Genomic DNA, 24,961 nt, shown 5'->3' on the forward strand with positions numbered 1-24,961 from the left:
GTCACAGCGCAGCCAGGAGGTTGGCCATCTCGGCGATCTCCGCGGTCTGCGCGTCGATGACCGTGCGCGCGAGCGCCAGGGCGTCGGGGTTGGCCCCGTGCTCGATCTCGCTCTCCGCCATCTCGATCGCGCCCTCGTGGTGCGCGGTCATCAGCTCGAGGAAGCGCCGGTCGAACTCCTGCCCGGACAGCTGCTCGAGCGCGCCCATCGCGCCCGCCTGGTCCATGCCGTCCATGTCCATGCCGCCGTGATCCATCCCGCCGTGCCCCATGGCGTCCGGGCCGGGCTCACCCCATGCCTCGAGCCACCCGGTCATCAGGTCGATCTCCGGCCCCTGCGCGGCCGAGATCCGCTCGGCCAGCGCGACGACGTCGGGGCTCTGCGCCGCGCTCTGAGCCAGCTCCGCCATCTCGAGTGCACCCTCGTGGTGGACGATCATCATCTGAGCGAACGCGGCGTCCGCGTCGTTGTGGGTCGCGGTCGCCTCCGCGGTGGCCGACGAGGACGCGACGGCCGGGCCGGAGGTCTGGTCGTTCGCGCAGCCCGCGAGCGTCAGCGTGAGTGCGGCCGCGAGCGCGGCGGCGGCGAGCCGGTGCCGAGTGGTGGTCATCCATCCACCCTCACCCACGATCAGCGCGCGGTCACTGATCGTTCGATCAAGGTTCCGTGAAGGCTGCGCCCGTCAGCGCTTGTAGACCCAGTGCCACGGCTCGCGCGGTGTGTCCTCCTCGAAGCCGAACTGCCCGGCGTGGGACCGCATCCAGGCTTGGGCGCGGTCGCCCAGCCCGAGGTCGAGCGCGAGTCCCCAGCCGTGCGGGCTGGTCCCGGGCACGGCCGCGAGGCCGCCCTGCGAGTACAAGCCCTTGCGCGCCGCGACATCCACCTGCGCCTCGTAGGACCGGTAGGAGTCGGTGATGCCGATCTGGACCCCGTCGCGCCGCGCCGCGGCCAGGAGCTGCTCGAACGCCTGCGCCGCCGGCGCCCACAGCCGGTGCCCGGTCGAGCCGACCGTGGCGAGTGCGTCCGCCGGGATCCGGCCGTTGCCGTAGCGGGCCAGGTCAGCCGGGACGCCGTCGGCGTTGCGGACGCTCGTCGGCACGCTCGTCTGCGTTGTCGGCGGTGCCGTCGCGACCTCGCGCGTCACGGCCGACGCCAGCGCGTCGGCGAACGTCCGGGCGCTCGCCGACGGTGCCGCGGCGGGCGCCGGGCTCATGGTCGCCAGGTTGCTGCGGATGTCGGCGATGCGCTGGGTGATACCGGTCATCGAGTCCACGCGGACCTCCTCACGCCATGCCCATCGGCGGGCGGTGCGCACTGTTGACCGGACGGGCGCTCCTTCGCAGGACCCTCACACGGCCCGCGCCCACTCCGCGGCGCGGTGCCGGTCAGGCCGGGCCCGCCTCCATGATCTGCTTGAGCCGCGCGAGGTCGGCGGTGACCAGCTGCTCGTCGCGGTCGAGCTCGTCGTCGGTCATGCCCGCGCCGCGGCGCAGCGTGAACACGACCTCGCTCTGGTCGCCGACGGCGAGCACCCGCAGCGGCACGTCGACGACCTCACCGGTCGGGGTCACCACCCGGTGGTCGAGCACGCCCAGGTCGTTGTGGGGGGCGAACGTCACCTGCACGCGCCCGTGCGGGGTCTCGACGAACCACGCGTCGTCGACGCGGTGCACCTCGGTGCCCAGCCCGGGCGCCCAGCGCGGCAGGTTCGCGGGGTCCGCCACGAACGCGTAGACCTCCTGCTGCGGGCGGGCGACGAACACGCTCAGGTGCCGCGACTCGTGGGTCATCGGCCCAGGCTGCCACGCCTCGCACGTCGGCACGCGGCGACTCTGGCGCGCAGGGCCACCGCCGCTCAGACTGGGCACATCCCGGCGGCGCCCTCCGGCCCGCCCGTGGGAAGGAGCGCCCGCGTGGAGTACACGGCCTCGGTCCGCACCGGCGCGGACGGTCACGACGTCACCGTCGGAGTCGGCGGGCAGGACCGCACGCTCACGCTGCCCGCGCGCGAGGGCAGCTCGGGCTCGGCCGTCAGCGGCGGTGAGCTGCTGTTCCTCGCGCTCGCCACCTGCTGCGCCAACGACGTGTTCCGGGAGGCCGCCAGCCGGTCCCTGCCCGTCGAGTCCGTCGCGGTCGAGGTCACGGGCCAGTTCGACGCACCCGGCGCCCGGGCGCGGGACGTGACGTACCGCGTCAGCGTCGTCTCCCCCGCGCCCGAGGACCAGGTGCGCGCGCTCGTCGCGCACGTCGACGCGATCGCCGAGGTGCACGGCTCATTGCGCCACGGGACGCCGGTGACGCTCACGGACGTCGACGTCCGTGGCACCGCGTAGCGGCGCCCGGTATTCGGGAGACCGCCCGCGCGGCGGCCCGCTAGCGTGCCGGGATGCACGACGAGACGACGCCCAGCCCGCGCGCCGCGGTCCCGCACCGGGGCACGGCCTCCCGCCCGCGCTGGCACGCCCTGCCCGACGCGGTGCGCGCGGCGGTCGAGTCCCGCGCGGGCGCCGCGGTGCTCGACGCCGCGTCGCAGGACGGCGGCTTCACCGAGGGCTTCGCGAGCCGCCTGCGGCTCGGCGACGGCCGCCGCCTCTTCGTGAAGGCCGCATCCGCGTCCCGCGGGGAGCACGCCCACCACGCGTATCGACACGAGGCGGTCGTGGCCGCGGTCCTGCCGACGAGCGTCCCGGCTCCGCGCCTGCTGTGGAGCCTCGACGTGGGCGACTGGGTCGTGCTGGCGTTCGAGGACGTCGAGGCCACGGCGCCGCACCGCCCGTGGCGTCCCGACGAGCTGGCCGCGGTGCTCGCCGCGCTCGGCGACCTGGCGGAGGTGCTGACCCCGGCCCCCGGGGCGCTGCTCCCGCTCGGCACGACGGCCGACCTGGACCCCGAGCTCAGCTTCTGGCGCCGGTGCGCGGCGGGCGACGCCGACGCCGCGCTGGTGCCCGCTCCCTGGCGCGCACGGATCGACGAGCTCGCCGCGCTCGAGGGCCGGTGGGCGCAGGCCGCCGCGGGCGACTCCGCGGTGCACTTCGACCTGCGCGACGACAACATCCTGCTCGCCGACGACGGGCGGGTGCTGGTGTGCGACTGGAACTGGGTCCAGCTCGCGGCGCCGTGGGTGGACCTGATCGGCCTGCTCATCAGCGTGCACGGCGACGGCCTGGACGCCGAGCACGTCGTCGCGACGCACGCGCTCACGCGTGACGTCCCGCACGCCTCGATCGACGCGTTCCTCGTCGCGCTCGCCGGGTACTTCGTCGGCGCGGCGGCCAGCCCTCCTGTGCCCACGTCGCCGTGGCTGCGCGTGCACCAGGCGTGGGCGCGTGACGCCGGCCTCGACTGGCTCGCCGCACGGCTGGCCCGCTGAACCCGGCCGGGCTCGGCCTCAGCCGGGCCCGGCGGGCAGGCCGTCGACGACGTACCGGCGCTCGATCCCCGCAGTCGCGCGGCCCCAGTCGCTGGCCGCGACGCGGGCCTGGTGCGCACGGAACGCGGCCTCGTCGGTGAACCGCTCCTGCACGGCCCAGACCAGCGGGTCGCCGGTGCGCTCCACCGTGAAGGCGAGGCAGCCCGGCTCGTCGTGCGTCAGGGCGACGTGCGCGGGCAGGTGCTCGGCGACGACGCGGGCCTCGTCGTGATCCGCGCACACCAGGTGCCCGGACAGACGCACCTCAGCCATGCGGGTGAGGCTACCGACCGTCAGCTCGCGGCCCCCCGCAGCGTCCCGGTGACGTCGACGGGCGAGATCACCAGGCAGACGACCTCGTGGTCACCCGCCCGCCAGCCGACCCCCCGCGGGTAGAGGTAGTAGTAGGTCAGCTCCGACTGCTCGATCGGCAGGCCCACGAAGCGCTCGAACTCGGTCGCGCAGAACGCGTCGGCGGTCGTCTCGAGCTCCTCCACACCGGGATAGGAGTCACCGGGCAGGTCCTTCACCGCGTACACCTCGCCCCCGTGCGACGTCGAGCACGCCACCTCGGGCAACGTGGGCGCGGTGCCGTCGTCGAGCTCGCCGTCCGCGCTGATCCTGACGCAGTCGCCGACCGCATACGTGGACGCCGCTCCGGCCTTCAGCGCGTAGACGGCCCCGACGATCTGCAGGACGAGCCAGATGGGGCCGATCACGACCGCCGCGATCGCCATGCCCCGACCCTTGGCCCGGCCGTCCCGCGTCCGCCTGATGCCCATGATCCCGAAGATGATGGCCAGCACCGAGCCGCCGAGGAGGCTCAGGATGAAACCCGCCACGGCGAACCCGTCCTGCTTCGGCGGTGCGGCGTACCCGGGGCCGTAGCCACCCGGACCGTAGCCGGGCGGGCCGTACGGTCCGTATCCCGGAGGCGGCGTCGCGCCGTACGGCGGCACCTGCGGGTAGGCGGTCGTCGGCTGGCCGGGGTAGGGCTGCGGGTGGCCGGAGGGGTAAGGCCGCGGGGGGCCCGAGGGGTAGGGCTGTGGGTGGCCGGGCGGCGGTGACGCCACGCCCGCGGTCGGCGCGGCGGCGGAGTACGACGGCAGCGAAGGCTGCGCCGGCGCAGACCCGGCGGGTGCCCACGGTCCGGGCTGGTCCGGCGGCGCACCCGGTCCGGCGGCGGGCGGCACCGGCTGGCCCCCGTTCGTCGGTGCTGGCTGGTCTGTGGACACGGCTGAACCCCCTGCGGTGGTGGGCGCGACACCCGCGCCGCGCGGATCATGGCAGAGCCGCGGCGGTCCGCGCGGGGACTTCGCGCCGGCGCCGGCGAGCATCACCCGCCTGCGCGGCATCCCGCGACGGTGGCCGTCCCGGTCGCTCCCGCGGACGGGGGCCGGACCACCAGCAGGGCCGCGTCACCAGCAGGGCCGGCTCACCAGCCGAGCGTGCCCGGTCCGCCCTTGAACGGTCCGACCACGGACGACGTGATCCACCCGCCGTAGAAGCCGCCGTCCTGCGGCCGCACCACCTCGCCGTCCACCGTGCACCGGTCCATGGCACCGGGCATCACCGCGACCGCACCTGCGAGCACCTCGAACCCGGCCGAAGGTGCGGGGTACGACCACGCGGCGCCACGCGCCACGGTCTGCCCGCCGATCACGTCGAGGTACGCCGCCGCGCCCTTCCACTCGCACCACGAGACGCCCTCGGCCGCGCGCAGCGACCCCGGCACGAACGCCGCACGGGGCAGGTAGTAGGTCGGCGGGTGGCTCGTCTCGAGCACACGCCACGCCGACGAAGTCCGCGCGACCGCCTCACCGCCGAGGACGATCTCCAGCTTGGACGTGCAGGCCTCGACGCGCGGGGGCCGCGGGTAGTCCCACACGGACTCCTGCCCGGGCGCGGGGCGGATCGGCACGGGGCGGTTCACGGGCCGACGGTACGTCCGCCCGCGCTCCCCCGCAGCCGCACCCGTCTCCCGCGCGGCCTTCGGGCACGCGCGCGACGATGGGGCGATGACCTCACCGCACGACGGCCCCGACGAGGCCCACACCGTCCCCGACGGCGTCTCCGACGAGCTGGTCGCAGCCGTCGGAGGCGTGACCGCGTCCTTCGAGGTGATCGAGCACGCCCGCGGGATGCTCTACGCCTTCCACCGGCTGATCGGCCGCGCCGACAAGGAGCTCGCCGAGGCCCTGGACCAGCTCGAGGCGGCCGGACGCCCCGACCTCGCCGACGCACTCCGGACGGACATCGTCGGGCGCAACGTCCTCGACGGCCGCTGGACGTTTCAGGTGATCGAGGAGTTCGACTCCGGCTACTACGCGGCGTTCGCCGACGCCGAGCGGTCCGTCCGCGAAGCCACCATGGGCGGGCGCAGGCACGTCTTCGAGGCCCAGCTGAAGGAGCGCGAACGGACCCCCGGCCGCCCCGGCCACGAGGCCCGCCCAGCGGCCACGCACGAGTGACCGTGTCGCCGCGCTACACACATCTGCGATGACCGCGCTGATCGCCTTGATCAGCCACGGCGTCCCGGCCGCGCTGCGCGAGGTCGTCGCACTCGGCCGCGCGGTTTCGATCCGGGTCGACGCCGATCGCGTGGTCGACGAGATCTGCCAGTGTCGTGCGCTACTCCCCTTCGATACCCGATCTGCGGACTGGGAGCCTGACCGGGTCAGGCTCCCAACTAAGCCAACCAGCGTTCCAGTTCGCTCGCACTCATTCCGCGAAAGACGGGAGGGACGAGCGCCACGGGATGCCCCGTATAGCGGCAGACGACCCACACGAGCGCCGTGACCGCCATGGGCGCGAGCGCGACCGCCGCGATCAGTCGCGCGGTGGCTTCCGAGTCCGCGCTGTCAAGGAGCGGGTAGATGGTCGCGGCGAAGGAGACGGCAATGGTGAACAGATGTCCCGGAACAACCGAACGCACGAACGCCTTGGTCGAGCCGCCCATAGACTGACGGAATCGCCGCACATACTCTCGATGCGCTGAAGCGTTGTATATGCAGCGCGCCGATATCGACATACCGAAGATGCCAGTCATTCCCGCGATGATAAAGAGCACCGGCTTCCTCCTGTTGCGCGTCTTCCCAAAATTATCACAAGAAGCGATTCAAGATCGAGCTGGTTAGCCAGGTAGCCCCTACACTGACGGCGCCGCCGACGACGAAGCCTGCCGCCGTGCCTAATCCAGGGACTGGAATGGCAGTGCCGACCGCCGAGCCGACCGCCGATCCCGCCCACCATGCTGCAGCGAGGCCCGCGCCTGACGACGCGACCGCAACCGCCCCCCGGCCAACCGCTTCGTCCGTCTCAAGGCCCTCATCGATAGCCGAATCGTATGCAAGGTACCCGCTCGCCCCTACCCCGACAATACCGAGCGCCTTGCCAGCAAACTGAGTTGCGGGGTGCTTGCCGAACAACTGCCAGTTTCGAATTGCGCCGGGCCGGCGGTAGAGGTTGAGAGTCCGACCGGCGCGAGATCCGCGCGGCGTGCCCCAGTTCTCCCGTGCCTGAAGCGCCCTGGCCGCATATGTGGCGGAGTCCTTCTGCGCGACCGCTGCCGACGCGACAGCGTCACCGCCAAACCCATACACGTCCAACTGGCTAAACGGGCCAAAAGAAGCGTCGCCAACTATGCAGGTCGGCGGCTCGGTCGCTGGGGTCGGGATTGCCGACAGCACCTCGAAGCCAGCCGACGGATCGGGGTACGACCACGCGGCGCCACGCGCCACGGTCTGCCCGCCGATCACGTCGAGGTACACGGCCGCGCCCTTCCACTCGCACCACGACGCGCCCTCGGCCGCGCGCAGCGACCCCGGCACGAACGCCGCACGGGGCAGGTAGTACGTCGGCGGGTGGCTCGTCTCGAGCACACGCCACGCCGACGAAGTCCGCGCGACCGCCTCACCGCCGAGGACGATCTCCAGCTCGGACGGGCAGGCCTCGACGCGCGGGGGCCGCGGGTAGTCCCACACGGACTCCTGCCCGGGCGCGGGGCGGATCGGCACCGGACGGCTCACGGCCCGACGCTACGTCCGTCCACGCTCCCCCGCAGCCGCACCCGTCTCCCGCGCGGCCTTCGGGCACGCGCGCGACGATGGGGCGATGACCTCACCGCACGACGGCCCCGACGAGGCCCACACCGTCCCCGACGGCGTCTCCGACGAGCTGGTCGCAGCCGTCGGAGGCGTGACCGCCGCCTTCGAGGTGATCGAGCACGCGCGCGGGATGCTCTACGCGTTCCACCGCCTGGTCGGACGCGCCGACAAGGAGCTCGCCGAGGCCCTGGACCAGCTCGAGGCGGCCGGACGCCCCGACCTCGCCGACGCGCTCCGGACCGAGATCGTCGGGCGCAACGTCCTCGACGGACGCTGGACGTTCCAGGTGATCGAGGAGTTCGACTCCGGCTACTACGCGGCGTTCGCCGACGCCGAGCGTTCCGTGCGCGACGCGACCATGGGCGGGCGCCGGCACGTCTTCGAGGCCCAGCTCAAAGAACGCGAACGCACCCCCGGCCGCCCCGGCCACGAGGCCCGCCCGGCGGCCACGCACGAGTGACCGCGTCGCCGCCGCGGCTCACATGCCGGGTGGCTCAAGCTCCGGGTCGTCCGGAACCGGACGGGGGACGAAGCGCGTGTACTGCTCCCACCCCTCGGGGAGGTTCATCGAGGCGAGCTCCTCGGCGGTGAGCAGCTCAAGGCCCGCCGATAGGTTTCCGTCCGTCACTGTCGGGAGCTCGTAGGTCGGATCCAGCTCGATGAAGCCGTACACGTCCTCGCCGTGCGAGTCCACCGGAGGACGCGGCGCGCCGGATCTACGCGGATTATCCAGAAATTCTACGAGCACTGGGGATGTAATGGCGGATTTCGCGCAACTGTACTTTAAGCGCCAGCGTGGCTGGCCGTGGCCTTCTGAGAGCTTCGGCATGACGCCGATGTTCGGCGAGGACGGCTGGTGCCGAGTGTGCGGTGTGCCGCTGCGTAAACAAGCGGGATCAATGGTCTTGGAACGCCGGAATATTACGGTAGAGGGCGGATGGGTGCCCTACTTGTTCGGCGACACGATCTGCCTGGAGTCCTCGTTGGCGTTGGCCGCAGCGGAGAAGTTCAACCTCGACCTGAGGCCGATCGCTTGGCATGGCGTTTCACCGGGTGACGCGCTGCAAATCGTCATCCCTGTCGTGGGTGATGCGTGGTTCGACCACGGCGAGTTGCGCGCGAAGGCAATTGGAAAGCACGGCTCCGCCGGTGCCCGGTGTGCCGAGTGCGGCACTTGGCGCTGGCTCCCGCTGGGTTTTGCGCCGATGCCTCCCCCGTTCGGCACGCTACCTCCTCTGCGGGTCCGGCCGTCTCTGGGCGCCGTGGATGTCGCTGCGAGTCCGGAGGTGTTCGGGGATGGGCTCATGGCGTTCAGACAGATGCTGTTCCGCCGCGAACTGGCCGAGTTCATCGCAGCAGCGAGTCCACGCGACTTCGAGGCTCGGACGGTCCGGTAGCGCGCCGGCGGAGACCTTTCCTTCCGTGTCGCCTCTCTGAACTGCACAGATATGGCGCAATGGAACGCCTGTTTCGTCGGCGGGCCGCGCACCGACGACTAGGGCGTGTGCGCCAGCGCGTGACGGCGCGCCGCGTCGCGGACATGTTCGCGGGCCGGTCGCGGCCAGGGGCCCTTGACCTGCGTCCCGGCCCGGGCGCGGGCCTGGTGGCGGCGCCAGGTCCGCTCGGGCACGCCGATCAGCTCACAGAACCTCGTGGTCGGCATGCCCGCACCGGTGCGGATCACCTCGAGGTCCTCGAAGGGCCCAGGCGACCCTCGGCGGGCTCATCTCAGTCGCGAGCCGGTGACGAAGGCGTAGATTGGTGGCGCCCCCGTTTCGCGTGGTCTTCGCCATACGAGACCTCCACGAGAGCGTCATCCACCCCCTCAGAGGTGAGGTACTGGTGACCCGACCGTACCGCGAACGGTTCGAGCATCAGGCTCATTGTTCGCCACTCATCGGATGTGCAACTCCAGGCAAATACGCCGGTGGCCTCGAGCACGAGGCGCTTCGTGGGTTCGTTCGCGGCCTTGGACAACACGAGGTTCCTCAACCCTCCCGTTGCGCGAACCTGCGGTAGCTCCGCCAAGTCGATGACCGTGCCGACAGGAGCGGCCGAGATGCTCTCGAAGATCATCCGGAGCCAGGCAATCGACTCCTTGCCGGTGAGGATGAGCAAGATGCTCGGCCCGTAGGCCCCATCGTAGTAGTCGATCTCCGCGAGCGGTTCACCACCACCTGGATCGGACATCAGCCCTCGGGGTACAGGTGTTGCCATGACGTGTTCCACTCCTCCCACGGATTGACATCCCAGTGCGGGTCGTGCCACCGGTCCTCAGGATGGAAACGCCACTCTACGCCATTAGGGTCCCACCAGGAGCGCGGAACGTTCGCTCGCGAACCCTCTCGCCACTCCCAGGTTGCGGGATTCCAGCCGGGGGGCTTCGGCGACTCGCGCGCGGCCCTCGGCAGGCTGGCGAGGGCCCTCTCGGCAGCTGTGGCCCCCGCAGCAGCGGTGTTTTCGGCAACGCCAGCAGCGCCCGCTCCTCCTGTTACAGCGGCGAGGGCGCTTCTAGACGCCGCGCTGAGCCCTGCCTCCGCGACCTCGCCCGCATAAGCAACGCCCTTCGCTGCGCCGCCTATCTCACCTCCGATTAGGATCTGCGGCCCGACCAAGGCTCCGATGTCGTCTGAGTAGCGGTAGATGCTGTCGTGGTCGGGGTTGCCGAAGCGGGGCAGAGTGCCGGGCAAGGCGAGGTCGGCGGTTCCGATCATTGAGTCAGCAGCGCCCGCCGCGTAGGACTCCATCGTGTTGACGAGGATGGACTCACCGTTGGAGTCTTCAAACCAGTCTCGGCAGAAGCGCCCGAGGAGCCTGACCCGCTTTCGCGGGCACCTGTGGTTGGTTGATCATGCCGCCGCGGTCGCGGCGGTGTGAAGGTTCTCGAACTCGGTCGGGGATAGGTTCCCGAGGCTGGTGTGCCGGCGTCGGGGGTTGTACCAGGCCTCGATCCACTCGAAGATCGCGGTCGCGAGTTCGGCTTTCGAGGTCCAGTGCTGCTGGTCGAGCAGCTCGCGCTGCATGGTCGACCAGAAGCTCTCGATCATCGTGTTGTCCACGCTCGAGGCGACCCGGCCCATCGAGCCGAGCAGCCCGGCCTCGCGCAGCCGGTGCCCGAAGACCCAGGACGTGTACTGCGGGCCCCTGTCCGCGTGGACGATCGCGCCGGGCTCGGGTCGGCGTCGCCAGGTCGCCATCTGCAGGGCGTCGACGACGAGTTCGGCGCGAATGTGGTCCGCGATGGACCACCCCACGACCTGCCGGGAGAACACGTCCAGCACCGCGGCGCAGTACACGCGGCCCTCGCTCGTGGGGTGCTCCGTGATGTCGGTGCACCACAACCGGTTCGGCTCCTCGGCGACGAACCTGCGACGCACCAGGTCCTCGTGCGGCGCGGGCGCGGGTCGGTGGCGGCCGCGTTTGCGCTGGTGGCAGATCCCACCGATGCCCGCGGCGCGCATCAGCCGCGCCACCCGTTTGCGACCGCAACGGATTCCGAGCCCCAGGCGCAGCTCGGCATGAACGCGCGGGGCGCCGTAGGAGCGGCGCGACATCTCGTGCACCGCCACGATCGTCGCCGACAGCTGCGCGTCGGCCACGGACCGCGCCGAGGGCGGCCGCGTCGACCAGGCGTGGAACCCCGAACGTGAGACGCCCAGGACCCGGCAGGCCACCGCGACCGGCACACCGGCCGCGGCGAGGTCTCGGACCAGCCGGAACATCATTTTGGGAGGACGTTCTCCCGGGCGAAGTACGCGCTGGCGCGCTTGAGGATCTCGTTCTCCATCTCCAGCACCCGGATCCGCCGGCGCGACTCGACCAGCTCCTTGCGCTCCTCGCTGGTCAACCCCTCGCGGCGGCCGGCATCGACGTCGTCCTGAGCCATCCACCGACGCAGACACGACTCGCTGATCCCCAGATCGGCCGCGATACTCGCGACCGGCTGCTGACCCGAACGGGCCAACTCAACGGCTCGCCGGCGGAACTCCGGCGGCTTGGCTGCAGGCATCCAGGACTCCTCTCCGAGGCGATCATCACCTCAGCGAAGGTGTCCACGGAAACGGGTCAGGCTCCCCAGGCACCACAGGTCAGGTGTCACCTATCCGTGCAGCAGACCCGCCTCATCTGCGATGCACCACTACGTCCGGCGCGACAGCAACGCCCTAGCTTCCTTCCCGAACACCGGGTCGGACCGCAATGACATCACCAGCTGTCGTCCCCGGCCCCCACCAACGGCAAGGATCGGGCGGACGAAATAGATGCGCGACTGCCCGCGCTCCTCTAGCGACAAGAACCCGACAAGCTCATCCAGGTGGTGCGCTGTGGCGCTGGCGGCCAACGCCACAGCGGCGCCTTCCTGCTCACCCGCACCCCTCGGCGCCAGGTAGAGCGCCCTGAGCCGGTCCCAGAAGGCGACCGACGGCTTCACAGCCAGTGCCCGCCCCAGGCTCTCCATGACACGGTCCGGATAGCCTCCGCGCTCCATGTGCCCGATCAGCACCGGCAGTGCCGCCGGGTAGGGCTCTGAGGTGTTCACCAGATCCCACACCGAGTCAACCTGCACCCCGGCATGACGCAGGTCAGCGACGATCGGCTGCTCAGCGCGAGCGAGCTCGCGCACCTTCACCTGCCGCTCCTCCTCGGCTGTCCGCATCTTGCGCTGGTACTCCGGATCGTTCTGGAGCTGCGCCATCAGCTCGGTGGCGCTGATCGCCGACCGCCGATCCCGGCGGGTCACGGGATCGCCCTCAGTGCGATGTCGTCGCTCCGGACGGCTGCCGCCAGCGGCCCCGAGAACGTCGTGGGATTGACCCCACCTCGCACATGCAGGTCGAAGCGGAGCCCGTTCTGCTGGGCGTACGCGACGCTGTACCTCAGTTGCTGGGTGTACGCCTCCGCCGCCGTGGACGTCTCCACCCGAGTGAAGCCGTCCGGCGTCGCGAAGACGGTGCTCCACGGCGTCCGCTCAGAGGCGATCTCGACATCGATCCCGCACGACGACGCGCGATCCGCGGCACTCATCGGGTCATCCATGACCCCGCTGCCACCCGTAGCCGAAGCGGATGAGATGACCCCCGACAGCACGGGCGCACCCGCGACAAGCGAGACGACAGACGGCACAAACCGAGAGAACACGCCCAGCATCGACACGCCTTAAGCCAGCGGAGACCCGCACCCCTGCTACCCCCTGGTAGCCGCCCGCTGTTCGCGAGCCGTAGCGGGCACGGTACTCCGCGGCCCCCCTTTCCGGACGAACGCCCAGCCAGGTGGGGCGGTGCACCTGTCCGGGCGTGTGGCCACGGCTGCGCACCTGCCGCGCAACGCTGCGACGCGCGCCTGGTCGACTCGAGAGCGGCGGCGAGCTGCCCGGCAATGCACGCCTGGAATCTCGGCAACACGGCGCTCGGCGAGGCCACGCGCTCGGGCCAACGGTTGGCGGGACCCGTCACGGCGCCCTCTCGAGTTCCCCGTCCACCACGGGCCCTGATCAGCCTTCTCAGGATCGCGCACCATTCCCCAAGACCGCTCACCGGCCGAGATGCAAGGCCAACTGACCGCCGCCCCGGCAGCCGCGCAGGCGAGGTGTACCGGCGGCCGTCGGTGCGCTGCGGCAGCGGGGACTCGCACGCGACGCCGACAACCACGACGCCCGGCGGTTCAACGGCGGAGCACCGCCGACGCTTCCGGGCGATCGAGGGACCGAGTGCCCCTGGTCTGAGAAGGCCGGAGGCTCGGCTTTGACGTACGTCCCTCAGCAGCCCGCAGGTGGGACCGATTCAGAACCGCACAGCGGCGGGTCGGCGGCCGGCGCCGTGTCACGGGGGCCCTGCTCGACGAGCGTCATACGGCCGGCCACCGCAGTGTTGTCCGGGTTCATCCAGCGCACCTCGAGGATGACGCCGGTCTCCTGGTCAACGACATACTGCCGGGCGCCGTACCGGGCCTCCGAGAAGTCGGCGATGACAAGCGCACCAGGCCGTCCGAGTGCGTCGGTCGTCGGGTCGCCGAGAGTCATCTCCGGCAAGGCCGACAAGACCTCCCACAGCGCACGTCGCAGCTGTGGCGGGGCCGGAGTCTCGGTGAGAAGCTCCGACGCCGCGCGGTACACGCGGTAGTCCGTCACGCCCGCGTGCTCCCGCACCTCCGCCTCGAGCACCGCGCGCAGCGCCTTCGAGTCCGTGGGGAGCGCGAGGAGCTCGTCCCAGGTGAAAGTCACCTCGTCACCGAGGGTCGTCGGGCCCAGGATCGGCTCGTGGCGCAGGTCGCCGCGGTCGAGGCGGCCGGTCAGAGCGTCGCCGATCGCAACGGCCATGCCGTCGGGGCGAATGCCACCGTCGCGGCCGCGGAAGCCCATCAGGAAGTAGCCACCTCGCTGCCGTGCTGTTGGCTTCGCGCGTTCATGCCTCGCATCGTCGGAGTCTGTCTACCGCCGAGTGGTCGTCCCGGTTCGACGGTGGGCCCGGCCGCGCGCGCCAAGGAGGACCTGTCAGTACTGGGTCTCTCGTCAGGACGTCGTCTCGACGACGTCGCGCCGACGCAGGCCGGACCACCCAAGCAGCACGCCACCCACGGCGCCGACCAGTGCCCCGACGAGGACGCAGACGCCCAACGACGGTGCGACCGAGTGCCGACTGACCCCGATGCTGGCCCTGGTCCCCCCGTCACGGTCGGGCGCGAGATGCACGCTCGTGGCCGTCCGACCGTCGACGGCCCGGACCGTCACGGTCGCGTTGACCTCCTCGGTGCCCGTGACGGTCCACCCCGCTGCGGCGAGCTCGTCCGCCACTCGGCCGGCGTCGAGCGGCGCCTCGGACGTGGCGTCCCAGTGCACCGAGGCGCGGGTCAGCGTCGGCGCGAACGACCCGCCGAGCCCGGGACCCGTCGAGCTCGTGTACCCGGTCAGCTCGATCCGCTGCGCCGCGTCCAGCAGTTCGCCGTCGCTGGGCTCGACGACGAACCAGTGGAACGCGGCGCCGAGTACCGCCCCGATGCCCGCCATCAGGAGGGCGACGAGGACGGTGACGACCGGACGCGGTCGGGATGCGGCGCTCACGGCTCAGGGTAGGTCTCGGATGGTGTTCCTCCCGGTGCCACCGTCGAACACGTCCGGGGCGGCACCGCCGTCCAGTACGTCGTCGCCACCGTTGCCGATCAGCACGTCCACGCCGTCCTCACCCCAGAACTGGTCGTTGCCCTCCCCTCCCTCTAGCTGTTGTGGCTCATGAGGTTGGTGACGCGGCTGGGGGTGTGAGGGAGGGGTAGGCCCCGGCGGCAGGATGGAAGTGCGACCAACCAACTGCTGCGCGAAGGACCTACCCCTCGATGAGCCACGCTAACGCCCCGTTCACCCCCGAAGGGCGGCTGCGGCTCGTGCGCCGCTGCGCCCACCGACCGATCGCTCACGTCGCTGCCGAGGCGGGCATCTCTCGGCAGTGCCTGTCGAAGTGGAAGGCCCGGTTCGACGAGTTGGGCGAGGTCGGGCTGGCCGACCGGGCGAGTGTCCCTCACGCGTCCCCGACCCAGCTCGAGCCCGACCTGGTCGCGTTGATCGAGACGTGGCGCCGGGAGCACAAGTGGTCGGCCCGGGCGATCCACCTCGAGCTGGTCCGCCGCGGGCACCAGGTCTCGGTCGCGACCGTCGGGCGGTGGCTGGTCCGCCTGGGCATCAGCCGGCGCCGCGACATCGACCCCGACGGGTCGATGAACCGCACCGCGGGCCGCATCACCGCCCGCTACCCCGGTCACATGGTCCATCTGGACGTCAAGAAGGTCGGGCGCATCCCCGATGGCGGCGGCTGGCGCGCTCACGGGCGCGGCTCAGCGGCGGACAAGGCCGCCCAGCGGGCCAAGACCAAGGGCGCCCGCGCCGGCTACGTCTACCTGCACTCCGCCGTCGACGGCTTCTCCCGACTGGCCTACACCGAGCACCTGCCCGACGAGAAGGCAGCGACCACGATCGGGTTCTTCTGCCGGGCACGGGCGTTCTTCGCCGCCCACGGCATCAACCGGCTGGTCCGGGTGGTCACCGACAACGGCGCGAACTACACCGCCAAGGCGTTCACCCGGACGGTGACCGCGTTCGCCTCGCGTCACCAGCGGATCCGTCCGCACACTCCCCGGCACAACGGCAAGGTCGAGAGATACAACCGGATCCTGGCCGAGGAACTCCTCTACGCCCGCATCTGGACCTCCGAGGCCGAGCGGGCCGCAGCGATCAAGATCTGGAACGTCCACTACAACTACCATCGCTGCCACACCGCCGCCGGCAACCAGCCCCCGGCCTCACGCCTCCACGCAGGCGTCACCAACCTCATGAGCCGGAACATCTAGCCGGTCGTCCCCCGTTCCGCCGTGCACCTTGTCGTGGCCGCCGCCGGCCAGGACGCGGTCGTCGCCCGAACCGGCGTCGACGACGTCGTCGCCCTCGCCGCTCACGATGGAGTCGTTGCCCGCACCACCCAGGATCGTGTCGCTCCCGTTGGCCGTCGTCACGGTGTCGTCGCCGTCACCCGCATCGACCGTGTCGTTGCCGTCGCCACCCTCGATGGTGTCGTTCCCGGCACCGCCGGTGATCGTGTCGTTCCCATTGGCGGCGAGGATCACGTCCGCTCCCGCCCCTCCGTCGAGCGTGTCGTCCCCGTCGCCGCCCTCGAGCCGGTCGTCGCCGTCGCCGCCACCGAGCGTGTCCGCACCGTTCGACCCGATCAGGACGTCGTTGCCGCCACCACCGCAGATCACGTCGTTGCCCGGTCCACCGTCAATCTGCTCGGCGGCCGCGGTACCGACGATGACGGCAAACCGCTCACGACTCTCCACCAACCACGGCCGTCGTTCGACCGACCAGGGCACGATCTGAGATGCGCCGAGGTCAAACCGCCCGTTCGGCGCTGCGCGTGAAACCGATGGCTGCGCCGGCACCCGCCAACGCCGTGACGCCGATGGCGACGGCGATCACGATCCACGCGGTCCCTACGTCGCTCACGGGTTCCGGGTTCAGGGAGAGGTACGTCGCTGCGACGGTAAGGGCTACGACAGCACCGATCGTGGAAGCGACTGCGGAACCGAAGACGGCGGCAGAGACGCCGATTGCCCGGCGGCTCCGCAGCGACGCACCCAATGCCCGGAGCTCGCGACTGTCTCCATCCCCGAACAGCAGCAGGCTCCCGGTGGCCGACGCCAGACCGAGAACGACCAGCGTCGCGACCAGATGACGCAGAGCGGGTAGCACGACGATGAGGCGGCTGTCACCCCCTGGGAACGTGAAGTCGGTGACCGGCGCGAACCGGAGGACTTCGGACTCCCAGCTATCCAGATCCACCACCACGCTGAACATGTAGACGTTCCACGTCCCGCGTGCGACGTGGGCCGTTGCCGGATCCTCGGTGACGACGGCGTCGGCGGGCTCGTCAATCGCGATGGGCACGGTCGGCCCATCGCCGTCCACCACGCCGATCTCCTCGGTGCGGTAACTCCGTCCGTCCTCGCACGGCACGCCGTCTGCCGTGACGATCGCGCCGTACACGGCGCTCAGCGCCGCGCAGGTACCGATCACCTGGCGTCGTCCATCATTCTGCAGCGCGAGGACGCCGTCCTTGCCCGCGACTCGGCCCAGCTCACCCGCGTCTTCGGCGTCGACATGGAACGAGGACGATGCCCACACCGCCCCGGACGAGGGCGGCGCGCCCTGGGCGAGAATTGCCGCAACCGCGCCGGCCACGGCGACGACGGTCAGCAGGACCGAGGTGGCCGCCACCCTGACCATCACGTTCGTGGGGCGGTGGGCGAGCCGACGAACCGGCAGCAGCACCTTCGGCTCGGCGTGCGAGGGCACGCGCGCGGACAGCCCGACGAGTACGCGGGCGGACAGAGCGGGGGCTCCGAGCAGGAGCATCACGGCGCCGACCACCAGCGCGAGCTGCCAGAAGGTGATCCATCCACTGTTCGCGGAGGCGATCGTCCTGGACACCTGGACACAGACGAGCAGCACGAGGCCCACGACCCCCACGGCGAGCATCCGCGGGCTGCGTCGGTCCGGCTGACGTATCGACAGGGCCGACGGCCGCGGGTCCGGACGCGTGGCCACCAGGGCTCCGCCCAGCAGTGCCGCCACGACGAGCGTGGCGATGCCTACCGTAGTCGCGATCGTCGCGGCAGTGGCCGGGCCGAAGAATGCGACTCCCCAGACCCCCGCCGGTCCACCCCAGGCGACTGCGAGGCCCGCTCCTGACGCACCGAGAACCGCTGGCGGGCCGGCCGCACGAGCAATGCTGCCGGCAACGACGCCGCGTATCACCGATGCAGGCGCACCGACGAGGGACAGGCGCGCCACCTGCGAGGCGACTCGCCTGGCCAGGGTGAGGCCCGCACCCACGAGGCCTCCGACTGCCGGAAGCAGAGCGAGCAGCGCCACCGTCACGAGTGTCGCGCCGTCCGAGATCGAGTCCGGACGGTCCGTCCCCGGCCGGCCCCAGCCTTTACCCATGTACGGAAGCGACGCGGACGCATCGACCGTGATGGCTTCCAAGCCTGTGGGAACCACGAGCGCGGAGTCCGGCAGGACCCCGACGATCACGCCCGGCACCCGCCCAGCCAGGCTCGGGTCTTTGGTGATCGCCCGCTGGAGTGACCTGGAGACGAGGCTCTCGCCGTCACCGAGCGTGACCGGGTCTCCGTGCGCGGTCGCCAGGTCGCTCCCCACGACCAACGACCGCACCGAGCGCCCGCTGTACGCGCTCCAGCTGATGCCCCAGGCGGTTCCCGTCGCGTCGAAGGTCACGCCGGGAACCATTCGATCATTACGGGCCTGTGCCTGACCCAGAGCTGACATGACCGCACACCCGATGCCGATCGCGACGGTGCAGATGAGCACCACCGCGGCGACCATCCAACGCTCACGTCGGCCGGCCGTCCCGCGCAGCCTCATGCCGAGCATGGCGGAGGTTCCGACCCTCACGGCCGCTCCGACGTCACCGCGGCGCGATGCACGAACATGATCGAGTCGAAGCCTCGAACCAGGTCGGCGTTGTGCGTCGCCATGACGAGCGTCGCACCGTTGCGGGCCGCCGCGTCGACAAGGAGCTTCCCGACGACCTGGGAGTTCTCCTCGTCAAGCGCGCCGGTCGGCTCGTCCGCGAAGATCACCTTGGGAGCGTTGATCAGCGCCCGAGCGACCGCAGCACGCTGCTCCTGCCCACCCGAGACCTCAGCTGGGCGCCGCGACCGCACGTCCCGCTCGATTCCCAGGTCGTCCAAGAGCGCCTCGGCCCGCCCGAGCGCGTCTGCGCTCCGCGCCCCGGCCAGTCGTGCCGGCAGCGCTACGTTCTCCACGAGCGACAACTCCTCGAGCAGACCGCTGCGCTGGAACACAAAGCCGAAATCGCGGAGGCGATGCTCCGCCAGCTCCGCAGGACGGAGCCTTCCGAGGTTCTTTCCATCGAACAGCACCTGGCCATGCGAACTTGCGAGCATGCCCGCCATTCCGGCGAGAATCGTCGATTTCCCGGAACCGCTGGGCCCGAGGAGCGCGAGAGAGCTCCCGCGCGCAACGGAGATGCTGACGTTCTTCAGAACGGGCTCCGAACCGTACCCGAAGCACGCGTTCTCGAGACGTATCAACTCAACCCGTCCCCGCACCGGCTATCGGTAGAGCGTCGGAGTGGTGACGCAGTTGTCGGGCAGGATCCCCTTGTCACGGCAGAGTTCGACCTTGCCCGACTGCGCAGGGTCGTACTTGTAGACGACTTTGTTGACCGAAACCGGTGAGTTCGTCGACTTGGCCGTTCCCAGCAGCGTGTAGCCGTAGCCGTCGATCTTTCCCTGGAGCTTGACGGAGTAGCCGTCGTCGGACGTGTCGTACAGGCTCGTGCTCACGACCATGCCCGAGTTCTGACCTCCGACGCAGTCCGACGTGCACGGCCACGGCTGAAAGCGATAGTAGATGGTCGACGTCTTCGCCCCGCTGGTCGAGAGTGCCGACGTCGTCCGCCAGGTGGCCGCCTCGGCCGCCGTCGCAGCAACGACGACGAGAGTGGTGACGGCAGCGCCGATGACGAATCTCCGCTTGAGAGCACGCAATGACTTTCCCCCCTGTTCAGCCGACTCGCACGTAAGGCGCTATCGCCGTCATCGATCGGCGGACCTCGGAAGGTCGGCTATGCCTGCCCCGGGTCGCCCTGCTGACGATCGCGCGGGCGCAATGGTTTCAGCGGGGCTGAGGTGTTGTCAATGCCTGGTCCGCCCGATGAATTCGAGGCCCAGTACAGATAAGAGTATCGGAGACCGATTCTCAAAGGATGTTGCATCTCGACGCCGTGGCTGGCACGCCAGCGACGTCAGGCCTGCATGTCGACGAAGCGGCTGAAGTGGCCCTGGAAGGCCACGGTGATGGTGTCGGTCGGGCCGTTTCGGTGCTTGGCGACGATCAGGTCGGCCTCCCCGGCGCGGGGCGACTCCTTCTCGTACGCGTCCTCGCGGTGGAGCAGGATCACCATGTCGGCGTCCTGCTCGATGCTGTTGTGGACGGCGATGCCGTTGGCGATGAAGTTGTGGGTGCCGACGACGGTCGCGTCGAAGACCTGCCGCTCGCCGACGGGCTCGATCGCCACGACGGTGTCCCACAGCAGGTCGTTGACGGCCATGATCTCGAGGTCGTCGTCCTGCAGGAGCTCGGCGATCCGCCCGAGGCGCTGCCGGGAGGGCGCGGGCTTCCCCATGGAGGACCCGCCGAGCTGCGTGCCCATCGCGGCAGCGAGCTCGCGGTGCGTCATGCCGCGCTCGACCAGGATCTGGCGGACGTCCTCCCAGACCTGGCGCGGCACGGTGTCCACATTCGGGTTGCCGCTCTTCGCCCTGACGATCTCGAGCAGCCGCTGTGCCTGGTCGCCGCGAGCGCCGTGGACGCCGATCTCCTGCAGGAAGCGGCGCTGGTCGTCGACGCCGGAGATGTCGAGCGTGTAGCCGTCGCGGTAGCCCGACTTGCGCACGGTTCGGATGCGCGTGGAGATGCCGAAGCGCAGGAGCAGCCGCGAGAGGCCGTCGATGAGCTCGCGGGACGTGGAGGCGTAGGAGATCCGGCCGCCCTGGCCACCCTTGGTGACCGTCACGGAGCCGTCGGTGGCCCACAGATGCCGGATGAACAGCGCGATCTGGCGCTTCGGGAGGTGGAACACGGTCGCTGGCACGAACTTCTCATGGCTGCGCGCCCCGAACAGGCCGAAGTCGTCGAGCCACGCGGCGATCGGGTTCCGCTTGCCGTGCGTGAGCCGGTACGGCGCGGGCAGACGCAGCGTGGTGACGCGCGCGGACGCGTACTCGTCGCGGACCGGCGTGATGCCGAAGGCGTCGGCCGCCTGCGCCACGGCCGACAGGTTCGCCTCGTCCACCGAGGCGTAGCGCACCGGCTGACGGCGGACGAACGAGCCGTCACCGAGCAGGTGCGCGAGCATCACGACCTTGCGGTCGTCCCACTCGACCGACATCTCGGGGCCCGGCACGTGCCGCGGGACACCGAGGCGGGAGCCGACCTGCAGCTCGGCGAGCGGCGTCCAGCCCTCGTACGTGAGGAACGGGTGGTTCGACGTCGCGGTGACCTCCTTGCCGGAGGCCAGGCGGAGCCGGAACGTGGGGCGGGTGCCCGTGGGGAACACGTGCGTCAGGTGGCGGCGGACGTACTGCAGCCGCTCGTCGAGCGCCCACACCGGCACGTCCGTCGCGCGCAGCGCGTACAGCTCACCGAGCGTCGTCTCCGCACCGGTGTCCGCCCGCAGGATGCGGGTGTCCTCGGTGAGGCAGCCCGACTCGCGCAGGTCGCTCATCTGCGGCTTCTTGTCCGTGCGCTGCTCCGGCCCACGGTTCAGCTGCGAGATGGCGATGACCGGGACCTCGAGCTCCTTGGCGAGCAGCTTGAGCGCACGGGAGAACTCGGAGACCTCCTGCTGACGCGACTCGACGCGCTTGCCGCTGGTCATGAGCTGCAGGTAGTCGATGACCACCAGCTTGAGGTCGTGCCGCTGCTTGAGCCGCCGGCACTTGGCGCGGATCTCCATGAGCGACATGTTGGGCGAGTCGTCGATGAACAGCGGGGCGCCGGAGATCTTGCCCATCGTCTGGGCGATCTTGGCCCAGTCGTCCTCCCCCATCTGACCGGTGCGCAGCTTCTGGAGGTGGACGCGCGCCTCGGCGGAGAGCAGACGCATGGTGATCTCGTTGCGGCTCATCTCGAGCGAGAAGACCACGGACGTCATGTTGTGCTTGATCGACGCCGACCTGACGATATCGATTCCCAAAGTCGACTTCCCGATGGCCGGACGCGCGGCGAGGACCACCATCTGGCCGGGGTGCAGGCCGTTGGTCAGCCGGTCCAGGTCCGAGAAGCCGGTGGGGACGCCGATCATGCCCTCGCCACGGTGGCCCGCGGCCTCGATCTCGTCGACCGTGCCGCCGATGATCTCGGCGAGCGGCAGGTAGTCCTCCGACGAGCGCCGCTCGGTGACCGCGTACACCTCGGCCTGCGCGTTGTTGACCAGCTCGTCGACGTCACCGCCCTCGGTCCCGTACCCGAGCTGGACGATGCGCGTGCCGGCCTCGACGAGCTTGCGCAGGATCGAGCGCTCCCGCACGATCCGCGCGTAGTACCCCGCGTTGGCCGCGGTGGGCACCGACGCGATGAGCGTGTGCAGGTACGGCGCGCCGCCGATGCGGCCGATCTCACCGCGCTTGGTCAGCTCGTCCGCGACCGTGATCGCGTCCGCCGGCTCGCCCCTGCCGTACAGGTCCAGGATCGAGTCGTAGATGACCTCGTGCGCCGGGCGGTAGAAGTCGGTGCCGCGGATCTGCTCGATGACGTCCGCGATGGCGTCCTTCGAGATCATCATGCCGCCGAGCACCGAACGCTCGGCCTCGAGGTCCTGCGGAGGCGTGCGGTCGAACTCGCGCCGTCCGGCCTCGGGCGGCATCCCGTACTCGAGCTCGTCGATCGACACTGCTCCCCCGACTGTCGGCGTTGGTGATCGTCGAACTGGTGTTCTACCGGACACCACCGACACGCGGCGTCCCGACGAGTGCGGACCGGCTGGTGACCCACGTCCAGGTCCGCGCACGCGAGGCTATGGCCATCGCGGCGCACCTCCAAACGGCCCTGTGGAGAAGCCTGTGGGCGGGCTGTGGACGCGCGCCCACGCGGGTGTGCACAGGCCGTGGACAGTCCTGTGGATACCGTGGACGACGAACCCGCCACGCCGGTCCGACCCGCACCAACACCGTGCACGGCCTGTGGATCACAGAAAGGTCAGCCCGATTTCATCTGACGGACACCGGATCTCGCCCCTCGATCGGCAGATCCTCGCGCTGGCCGTCCCGGCCCTGGGTGCGCTGGTCGCCGAACCCCTGTTCATCCTGGTGGACTCGGCCGTCGTCGGGCACCTGGGGACGCCCGCGCTGGCCGGGCTCGCGCTCGCCTCGAGCGTGCTGCTCACCGTCGTCGGGCTGTGCGTGTTCCTCGCCTACGCGACCACCGCAACCGTGTCACGACGCCTGGGGGCGGGTGACCGCGCGGGGGCCCTGCAGGTGGGTGTGGACGGCATGTGGCTCGCCGCCGGCCTGGGCGCGCTGCTCGCGGTCGCGCTCTGGACGTTCGCGCCGGCCGTGGTGCACGCACTGGGTGCCGACGACGAGATCGCGCGCCAGGCCGTCACCTACCTCCGCTGGTCCGCCCCGGGGCTCGTCGGGATGCTGCTGGTCCTGGCCGCGACGGGCGCGCTGCGCGGGCTCCAGGACACCCGCACGCCCCTGGGTGTCGCGGTCGCGGGCGCGCTGGTCAACTCGGTGCTCAACGTCGCGCTCGTCTACGGGCTCGACCTGGGGATCGCCGGGTCCGGGGGCGGCACGGCCCTCACGCAGCTGGGCATGGGTGCGGTGCTAGCCGCCGTGGTGGTGCGCGGGGCGCGCACGGCCGGCTCGTCGCTGCGGCCCGCCGCGGGCGGGATCTGGGCCAGCGCGCGTCAGGGTGCTCCGCTGCTGGCCCGCACGGCCACGCTGCGCGCCGCGATCCTGCTGACCACGTGGGTGGCCACCGGTCTGGGCGCGGTCACGCTCGCGGGCCACCAGGTGGTGAGCTCGGTCTGGGGTCTGGCGGCGTTCGCGCTCGACGCGCTCGCCATCGCGGCCCAGGCGCTCGTCGGTCACGCGCTCGGCGCAGGCGACGTCCCCCGCGCGCGCGCCGTGCTCCGCCGGACACTGCAGTGGGGCGTCCTGGGCGGCGTGGCGATCGGGGTGCTCCTCGGCGGCGCGGCCGCGCTGTACGCACCCCTGTTCACGTCCGACGAGCAGGTCCGCCGGGCCGTCGTCGTCGGCATGCTCGTGGCGGGGCTGTGCATGCCCGTCGCGGGCTGGGTGTTCGTCCTCGACGGCGTGCTCATCGGCGCCGGCGACGGCCGCTTCCTCGCACGGGCCGGCCTGGTGACCCTCGTCGTGTACGCGCCGTGCGCGCTCGCCGTGCGCGCGTGGGCGCCCGACGGCGCCGCGGGCCTGGCCTGGCTCACGCTCGCGTTCAGCGGCGTGTTCATGCTGGCGCGCGCCCTGACCACCGGCTACCGCGCGCGCGGCGACCGCTGGATGGTCACGGGCGCCTGAGCACGCAGAAGGCCCCACCCCCCGAGAGGGGCGGGGCCTTCCGGCTGGACGAGCGTGAGCTCAGGCAGCGACGACCTTGACGGTCACGGTCGCGGCGACCTCCGGGTGGAGGCGGACCGAGACCTTGTACTCGCCGAGGGCCTTGATCGGCTGTGCGATCTCGACCTTCCGCTTGTCGATCGCCGGGGCGCCCGACGCCTTGACCGCCTCGGCGATCTCGGCGGTCGTGACCGCACCGAACAGGCGACCGGCCTCGCCGGCCTTCGCCGAGACGACGACGGCCTTCGACTGCAGCGAGTCGCGGATCGCCTTCGCGTCGTCGAGCGTGGCGATCTCACGGGCCTTGCGGGCCCGGCGGATCGCCGTGATGTCCTTCTCGGCACCCTTGGTCCACGGGGCCGCGAGGCTGCGCGGGATGAGGTAGTTACGGGCGTACCCGTCCTTGACCTCGACCACGTCGCCCGGGGCGCCGAGGCCGGTGACCTCGTGCGTGAGGATGATCTTCGCCATCTTCAGGCCTCCTTCTCAGCGAGCCGACGACGAGTACGGCAGCAGGGCCATCTCGCGTGCGTTCTTGACGGCACGCGCGATCGCGCGCTGCTCCTGCACGGACACACCCGTCACGCGACGCGCGCGGATCTTCCCGCGGTCGGAGATGAACTTGCGCAGCAGCGCGGTGTCCTTGTAGTCGACAACCTCGATCTTGGCTGCCTTCAGGGGGTTCTGCTTCTTCTTGGGCTTACGAACAACGGCCTTGGCCATCGCGGTGCTCCTGTCTGTGGAGCCCCGGGCGTTGCCATGCCCGGGGATGTGATGT

At 70.9% G+C, this 24,961-nt stretch carries 31 protein-coding genes; 7 read left to right on the forward strand and 24 right to left on the reverse strand.

Annotated features, from left to right (window positions below):
* Window position 1: 1 nt before the first annotated feature.
* The 3 genes from CELGI_RS15880 to CELGI_RS15890 all read right to left on the reverse strand — a co-directional run bounded on the left by CELGI_RS15880 (window position 2) and on the right by CELGI_RS15890 (window position 1,790).
* Complete coding sequence (locus CELGI_RS15880) at window positions 2-610, reverse strand: DUF305 domain-containing protein (RefSeq protein ID WP_013885160.1); 609 nt, start codon at window positions 608-610, stop codon at window positions 2-4.
* A 72-nt stretch (window positions 611-682) separates the two neighbouring features.
* Window positions 683-1,264, reverse strand: a complete 582-nt coding sequence (locus tag CELGI_RS15885) for a M15 family metallopeptidase (protein WP_169315197.1) — start codon at window positions 1,262-1,264, stop codon at window positions 683-685.
* Window positions 1,265-1,385: 121 nt separating this feature from the next.
* On the reverse strand, window positions 1,386-1,790 hold the full coding sequence (locus tag CELGI_RS15890; RefSeq protein WP_013885162.1) for an SRPBCC family protein: 405 nt from the start codon (window positions 1,788-1,790) through the stop codon (window positions 1,386-1,388).
* 123 nt (window positions 1,791-1,913) lie between these two features.
* Here CELGI_RS15890 and CELGI_RS15895 point away from each other — a divergent pair, with 123 nt between their 5' ends.
* Both CELGI_RS15895 and CELGI_RS15900 read left to right on the forward strand, forming a co-directional pair.
* Window positions 1,914-2,333, forward strand: a complete 420-nt coding sequence (locus CELGI_RS15895; RefSeq protein WP_013885163.1) for an OsmC family protein — start codon at window positions 1,914-1,916, stop codon at window positions 2,331-2,333.
* 53 nt (window positions 2,334-2,386) lie between these two features.
* A complete protein-coding gene (locus tag CELGI_RS15900; RefSeq protein WP_013885164.1) occupies window positions 2,387-3,370 on the forward strand; it encodes a phosphotransferase family protein in 984 nt (327 codons plus the stop codon).
* A gap of 18 nt (window positions 3,371-3,388) precedes the next feature.
* Here CELGI_RS15900 and CELGI_RS15905 read toward each other — a convergent pair whose 3' ends face one another.
* The 3 genes from CELGI_RS15905 to CELGI_RS15915 form a co-directional block, all read right to left on the reverse strand.
* Window positions 3,389-3,682, reverse strand: coding sequence for a putative quinol monooxygenase (locus CELGI_RS15905; protein ID WP_013885165.1), 294 nt, complete (start codon window positions 3,680-3,682; stop codon window positions 3,389-3,391).
* Window positions 3,683-3,702: 20 nt separating this feature from the next.
* Window positions 3,703-4,251, reverse strand: a complete 549-nt coding sequence (locus CELGI_RS17430; protein ID WP_169315166.1) for a septum formation family protein — start codon at window positions 4,249-4,251, stop codon at window positions 3,703-3,705.
* 593 nt (window positions 4,252-4,844) lie between these two features.
* Complete coding sequence (locus tag CELGI_RS15915; RefSeq protein WP_013885167.1) at window positions 4,845-5,342, reverse strand: DUF427 domain-containing protein; 498 nt, start codon at window positions 5,340-5,342, stop codon at window positions 4,845-4,847.
* 85 nt (window positions 5,343-5,427) lie between these two features.
* Between CELGI_RS15915 and CELGI_RS15920 the strand changes: the two genes are divergently transcribed.
* Entirely contained in the window at window positions 5,428-5,880 is a 453-nt protein-coding gene (locus tag CELGI_RS15920; protein WP_013885168.1) for a hypothetical protein, read from the forward strand.
* Between the two features lie 218 nt (window positions 5,881-6,098).
* Here the strand turns inward: CELGI_RS15920 and CELGI_RS15925 are convergent, their stop codons facing one another.
* Both CELGI_RS15925 and CELGI_RS17845 read right to left on the reverse strand, forming a co-directional pair.
* Window positions 6,099-6,479, reverse strand: a complete 381-nt coding sequence (locus tag CELGI_RS15925) for a hypothetical protein (protein WP_013885169.1) — start codon at window positions 6,477-6,479, stop codon at window positions 6,099-6,101.
* A 34-nt stretch (window positions 6,480-6,513) separates the two neighbouring features.
* On the reverse strand, window positions 6,514-7,437 hold the full coding sequence (locus tag CELGI_RS17845) for a DUF427 domain-containing protein (RefSeq protein WP_407636807.1): 924 nt from the start codon (window positions 7,435-7,437) through the stop codon (window positions 6,514-6,516).
* 85 nt (window positions 7,438-7,522) lie between these two features.
* On the opposite strand from CELGI_RS17845, the gene CELGI_RS15935 reads away from it, so the two are divergent.
* Window positions 7,523-7,975 carry a GatB/YqeY domain-containing protein gene (locus CELGI_RS15935; protein ID WP_013885171.1) on the forward strand — a complete coding sequence of 151 codons (453 nt, stop codon included), beginning with the start codon at window positions 7,523-7,525 and terminating at the stop codon, window positions 7,973-7,975.
* 18 nt (window positions 7,976-7,993) lie between these two features.
* On the opposite strand, the gene CELGI_RS15940 is transcribed toward CELGI_RS15935, so the two are convergent.
* Window positions 7,994-8,209, reverse strand: a complete 216-nt coding sequence (locus CELGI_RS15940; RefSeq protein WP_013885172.1) for a hypothetical protein — start codon at window positions 8,207-8,209, stop codon at window positions 7,994-7,996.
* A gap of 64 nt (window positions 8,210-8,273) precedes the next feature.
* Here CELGI_RS15940 and CELGI_RS15945 point away from each other — a divergent pair, with 64 nt between their 5' ends.
* Window positions 8,274-8,912, forward strand: coding sequence for a hypothetical protein (locus CELGI_RS15945; RefSeq protein ID WP_041574241.1), 639 nt, complete (start codon window positions 8,274-8,276; stop codon window positions 8,910-8,912).
* Window positions 8,913-9,243: 331 nt separating this feature from the next.
* On the opposite strand, the gene CELGI_RS15955 is transcribed toward CELGI_RS15945, so the two are convergent.
* From CELGI_RS15955 to CELGI_RS17725, 8 genes are all read right to left on the reverse strand, one after another.
* The gene (locus CELGI_RS15955; RefSeq protein WP_169315167.1) at window positions 9,244-9,732 is read right to left on the reverse strand and encodes a hypothetical protein; all 489 of its coding nucleotides are present in this window, start codon (window positions 9,730-9,732) and stop codon (window positions 9,244-9,246) included.
* A gap of 632 nt (window positions 9,733-10,364) precedes the next feature.
* On the reverse strand, window positions 10,365-11,240 hold the full coding sequence (locus CELGI_RS15960; protein WP_013882309.1) for an IS3 family transposase: 876 nt from the start codon (window positions 11,238-11,240) through the stop codon (window positions 10,365-10,367).
* The gene (locus CELGI_RS15965; protein ID WP_013882308.1) at window positions 11,237-11,524 is read right to left on the reverse strand and encodes an IS3 family transposase; all 288 of its coding nucleotides are present in this window, start codon (window positions 11,522-11,524) and stop codon (window positions 11,237-11,239) included. Before CELGI_RS15965 ends, CELGI_RS15960 begins: the two co-directional genes overlap by 4 nt.
* 129 nt (window positions 11,525-11,653) lie before the next feature.
* Entirely contained in the window at window positions 11,654-12,253 is a 600-nt protein-coding gene (locus CELGI_RS15970; RefSeq protein WP_013885175.1) for a hypothetical protein, read from the reverse strand.
* A complete protein-coding gene (locus tag CELGI_RS15975) occupies window positions 12,250-12,666 on the reverse strand; it encodes a hypothetical protein (RefSeq protein WP_041574244.1) in 417 nt (138 codons plus the stop codon). Before CELGI_RS15975 ends, CELGI_RS15970 begins: the two co-directional genes overlap by 4 nt.
* Window positions 12,667-13,267: 601 nt before the next feature.
* The gene (locus CELGI_RS15980; protein WP_041574245.1) at window positions 13,268-13,870 is read right to left on the reverse strand and encodes a hypothetical protein; all 603 of its coding nucleotides are present in this window, start codon (window positions 13,868-13,870) and stop codon (window positions 13,268-13,270) included.
* A gap of 150 nt (window positions 13,871-14,020) precedes the next feature.
* Window positions 14,021-14,569: a hypothetical protein gene (locus CELGI_RS15985; RefSeq protein WP_041574246.1), complete on the reverse strand. Its 549-nt coding sequence runs from the start codon at window positions 14,567-14,569 to the stop codon at window positions 14,021-14,023.
* Window positions 14,570-14,572: 3 nt separating this feature from the next.
* Entirely contained in the window at window positions 14,573-14,812 is a 240-nt protein-coding gene (locus CELGI_RS17725) for a hypothetical protein (RefSeq protein ID WP_265338693.1), read from the reverse strand.
* A gap of 26 nt (window positions 14,813-14,838) precedes the next feature.
* On the opposite strand from CELGI_RS17725, the gene CELGI_RS15990 reads away from it, so the two are divergent.
* Complete coding sequence (locus tag CELGI_RS15990) at window positions 14,839-15,846, forward strand: IS481 family transposase (RefSeq protein ID WP_013882223.1); 1,008 nt, start codon at window positions 14,839-14,841, stop codon at window positions 15,844-15,846.
* Here the strand turns inward: CELGI_RS15990 and CELGI_RS15995 are convergent.
* The 5 genes from CELGI_RS15995 to CELGI_RS16015 all read right to left on the reverse strand — a co-directional run bounded on the left by CELGI_RS15995 (window position 15,799) and on the right by CELGI_RS16015 (window position 22,496).
* The gene (locus CELGI_RS15995) at window positions 15,799-16,332 is read right to left on the reverse strand and encodes a calcium-binding protein (protein WP_013885179.1); all 534 of its coding nucleotides are present in this window, start codon (window positions 16,330-16,332) and stop codon (window positions 15,799-15,801) included. The two genes, CELGI_RS15990 and CELGI_RS15995, sit on opposite strands and share 48 nt — an antisense overlap.
* A gap of 52 nt (window positions 16,333-16,384) precedes the next feature.
* On the reverse strand, window positions 16,385-18,400 hold the full coding sequence (locus tag CELGI_RS16000) for a hypothetical protein (protein WP_150104774.1): 2,016 nt from the start codon (window positions 18,398-18,400) through the stop codon (window positions 16,385-16,387).
* Window positions 18,401-18,465: 65 nt separating this feature from the next.
* Window positions 18,466-19,149 (reverse strand): ABC transporter ATP-binding protein, encoded by a 684-nt coding sequence (locus tag CELGI_RS16005; RefSeq protein WP_013885181.1) that lies wholly within the window; start codon window positions 19,147-19,149, stop codon window positions 18,466-18,468.
* A 3-nt stretch (window positions 19,150-19,152) separates the two neighbouring features.
* Window positions 19,153-19,590 (reverse strand): hypothetical protein, encoded by a 438-nt coding sequence (locus CELGI_RS17210; RefSeq protein WP_013885182.1) that lies wholly within the window; start codon window positions 19,588-19,590, stop codon window positions 19,153-19,155.
* Window positions 19,591-19,847: 257 nt separating this feature from the next.
* The gene (locus CELGI_RS16015; RefSeq protein WP_013885183.1) at window positions 19,848-22,496 is read right to left on the reverse strand and encodes a replicative DNA helicase; all 2,649 of its coding nucleotides are present in this window, start codon (window positions 22,494-22,496) and stop codon (window positions 19,848-19,850) included.
* Window positions 22,497-22,785: 289 nt separating this feature from the next.
* Here CELGI_RS16015 and CELGI_RS16020 point away from each other — a divergent pair, with 289 nt between their 5' ends.
* The gene (locus CELGI_RS16020; protein WP_013885184.1) at window positions 22,786-24,144 is read left to right on the forward strand and encodes an MATE family efflux transporter; all 1,359 of its coding nucleotides are present in this window, start codon (window positions 22,786-22,788) and stop codon (window positions 24,142-24,144) included.
* Window positions 24,145-24,204: 60 nt separating this feature from the next.
* Here CELGI_RS16020 and rplI read toward each other — a convergent pair whose 3' ends face one another.
* Window positions 24,205-24,654, reverse strand: a complete 450-nt coding sequence (gene rplI, locus CELGI_RS16025) for a 50S ribosomal protein L9 (protein ID WP_013885185.1) — start codon at window positions 24,652-24,654, stop codon at window positions 24,205-24,207.
* Between the two features lie 15 nt (window positions 24,655-24,669).
* The gene (gene rpsR, locus CELGI_RS16030) at window positions 24,670-24,906 is read right to left on the reverse strand and encodes a 30S ribosomal protein S18 (protein ID WP_013885186.1); all 237 of its coding nucleotides are present in this window, start codon (window positions 24,904-24,906) and stop codon (window positions 24,670-24,672) included.
* Between the last annotated feature and the right edge of the window lie 55 nt (window positions 24,907-24,961).

Origin of the sequence: Cellulomonas gilvus ATCC 13127 (assembly GCF_000218545.1) — a bacterium.
In the GTDB taxonomy this organism is placed as follows: Bacteria; Actinomycetota; Actinomycetes; order Actinomycetales; family Cellulomonadaceae; genus Cellulomonas; species Cellulomonas gilvus.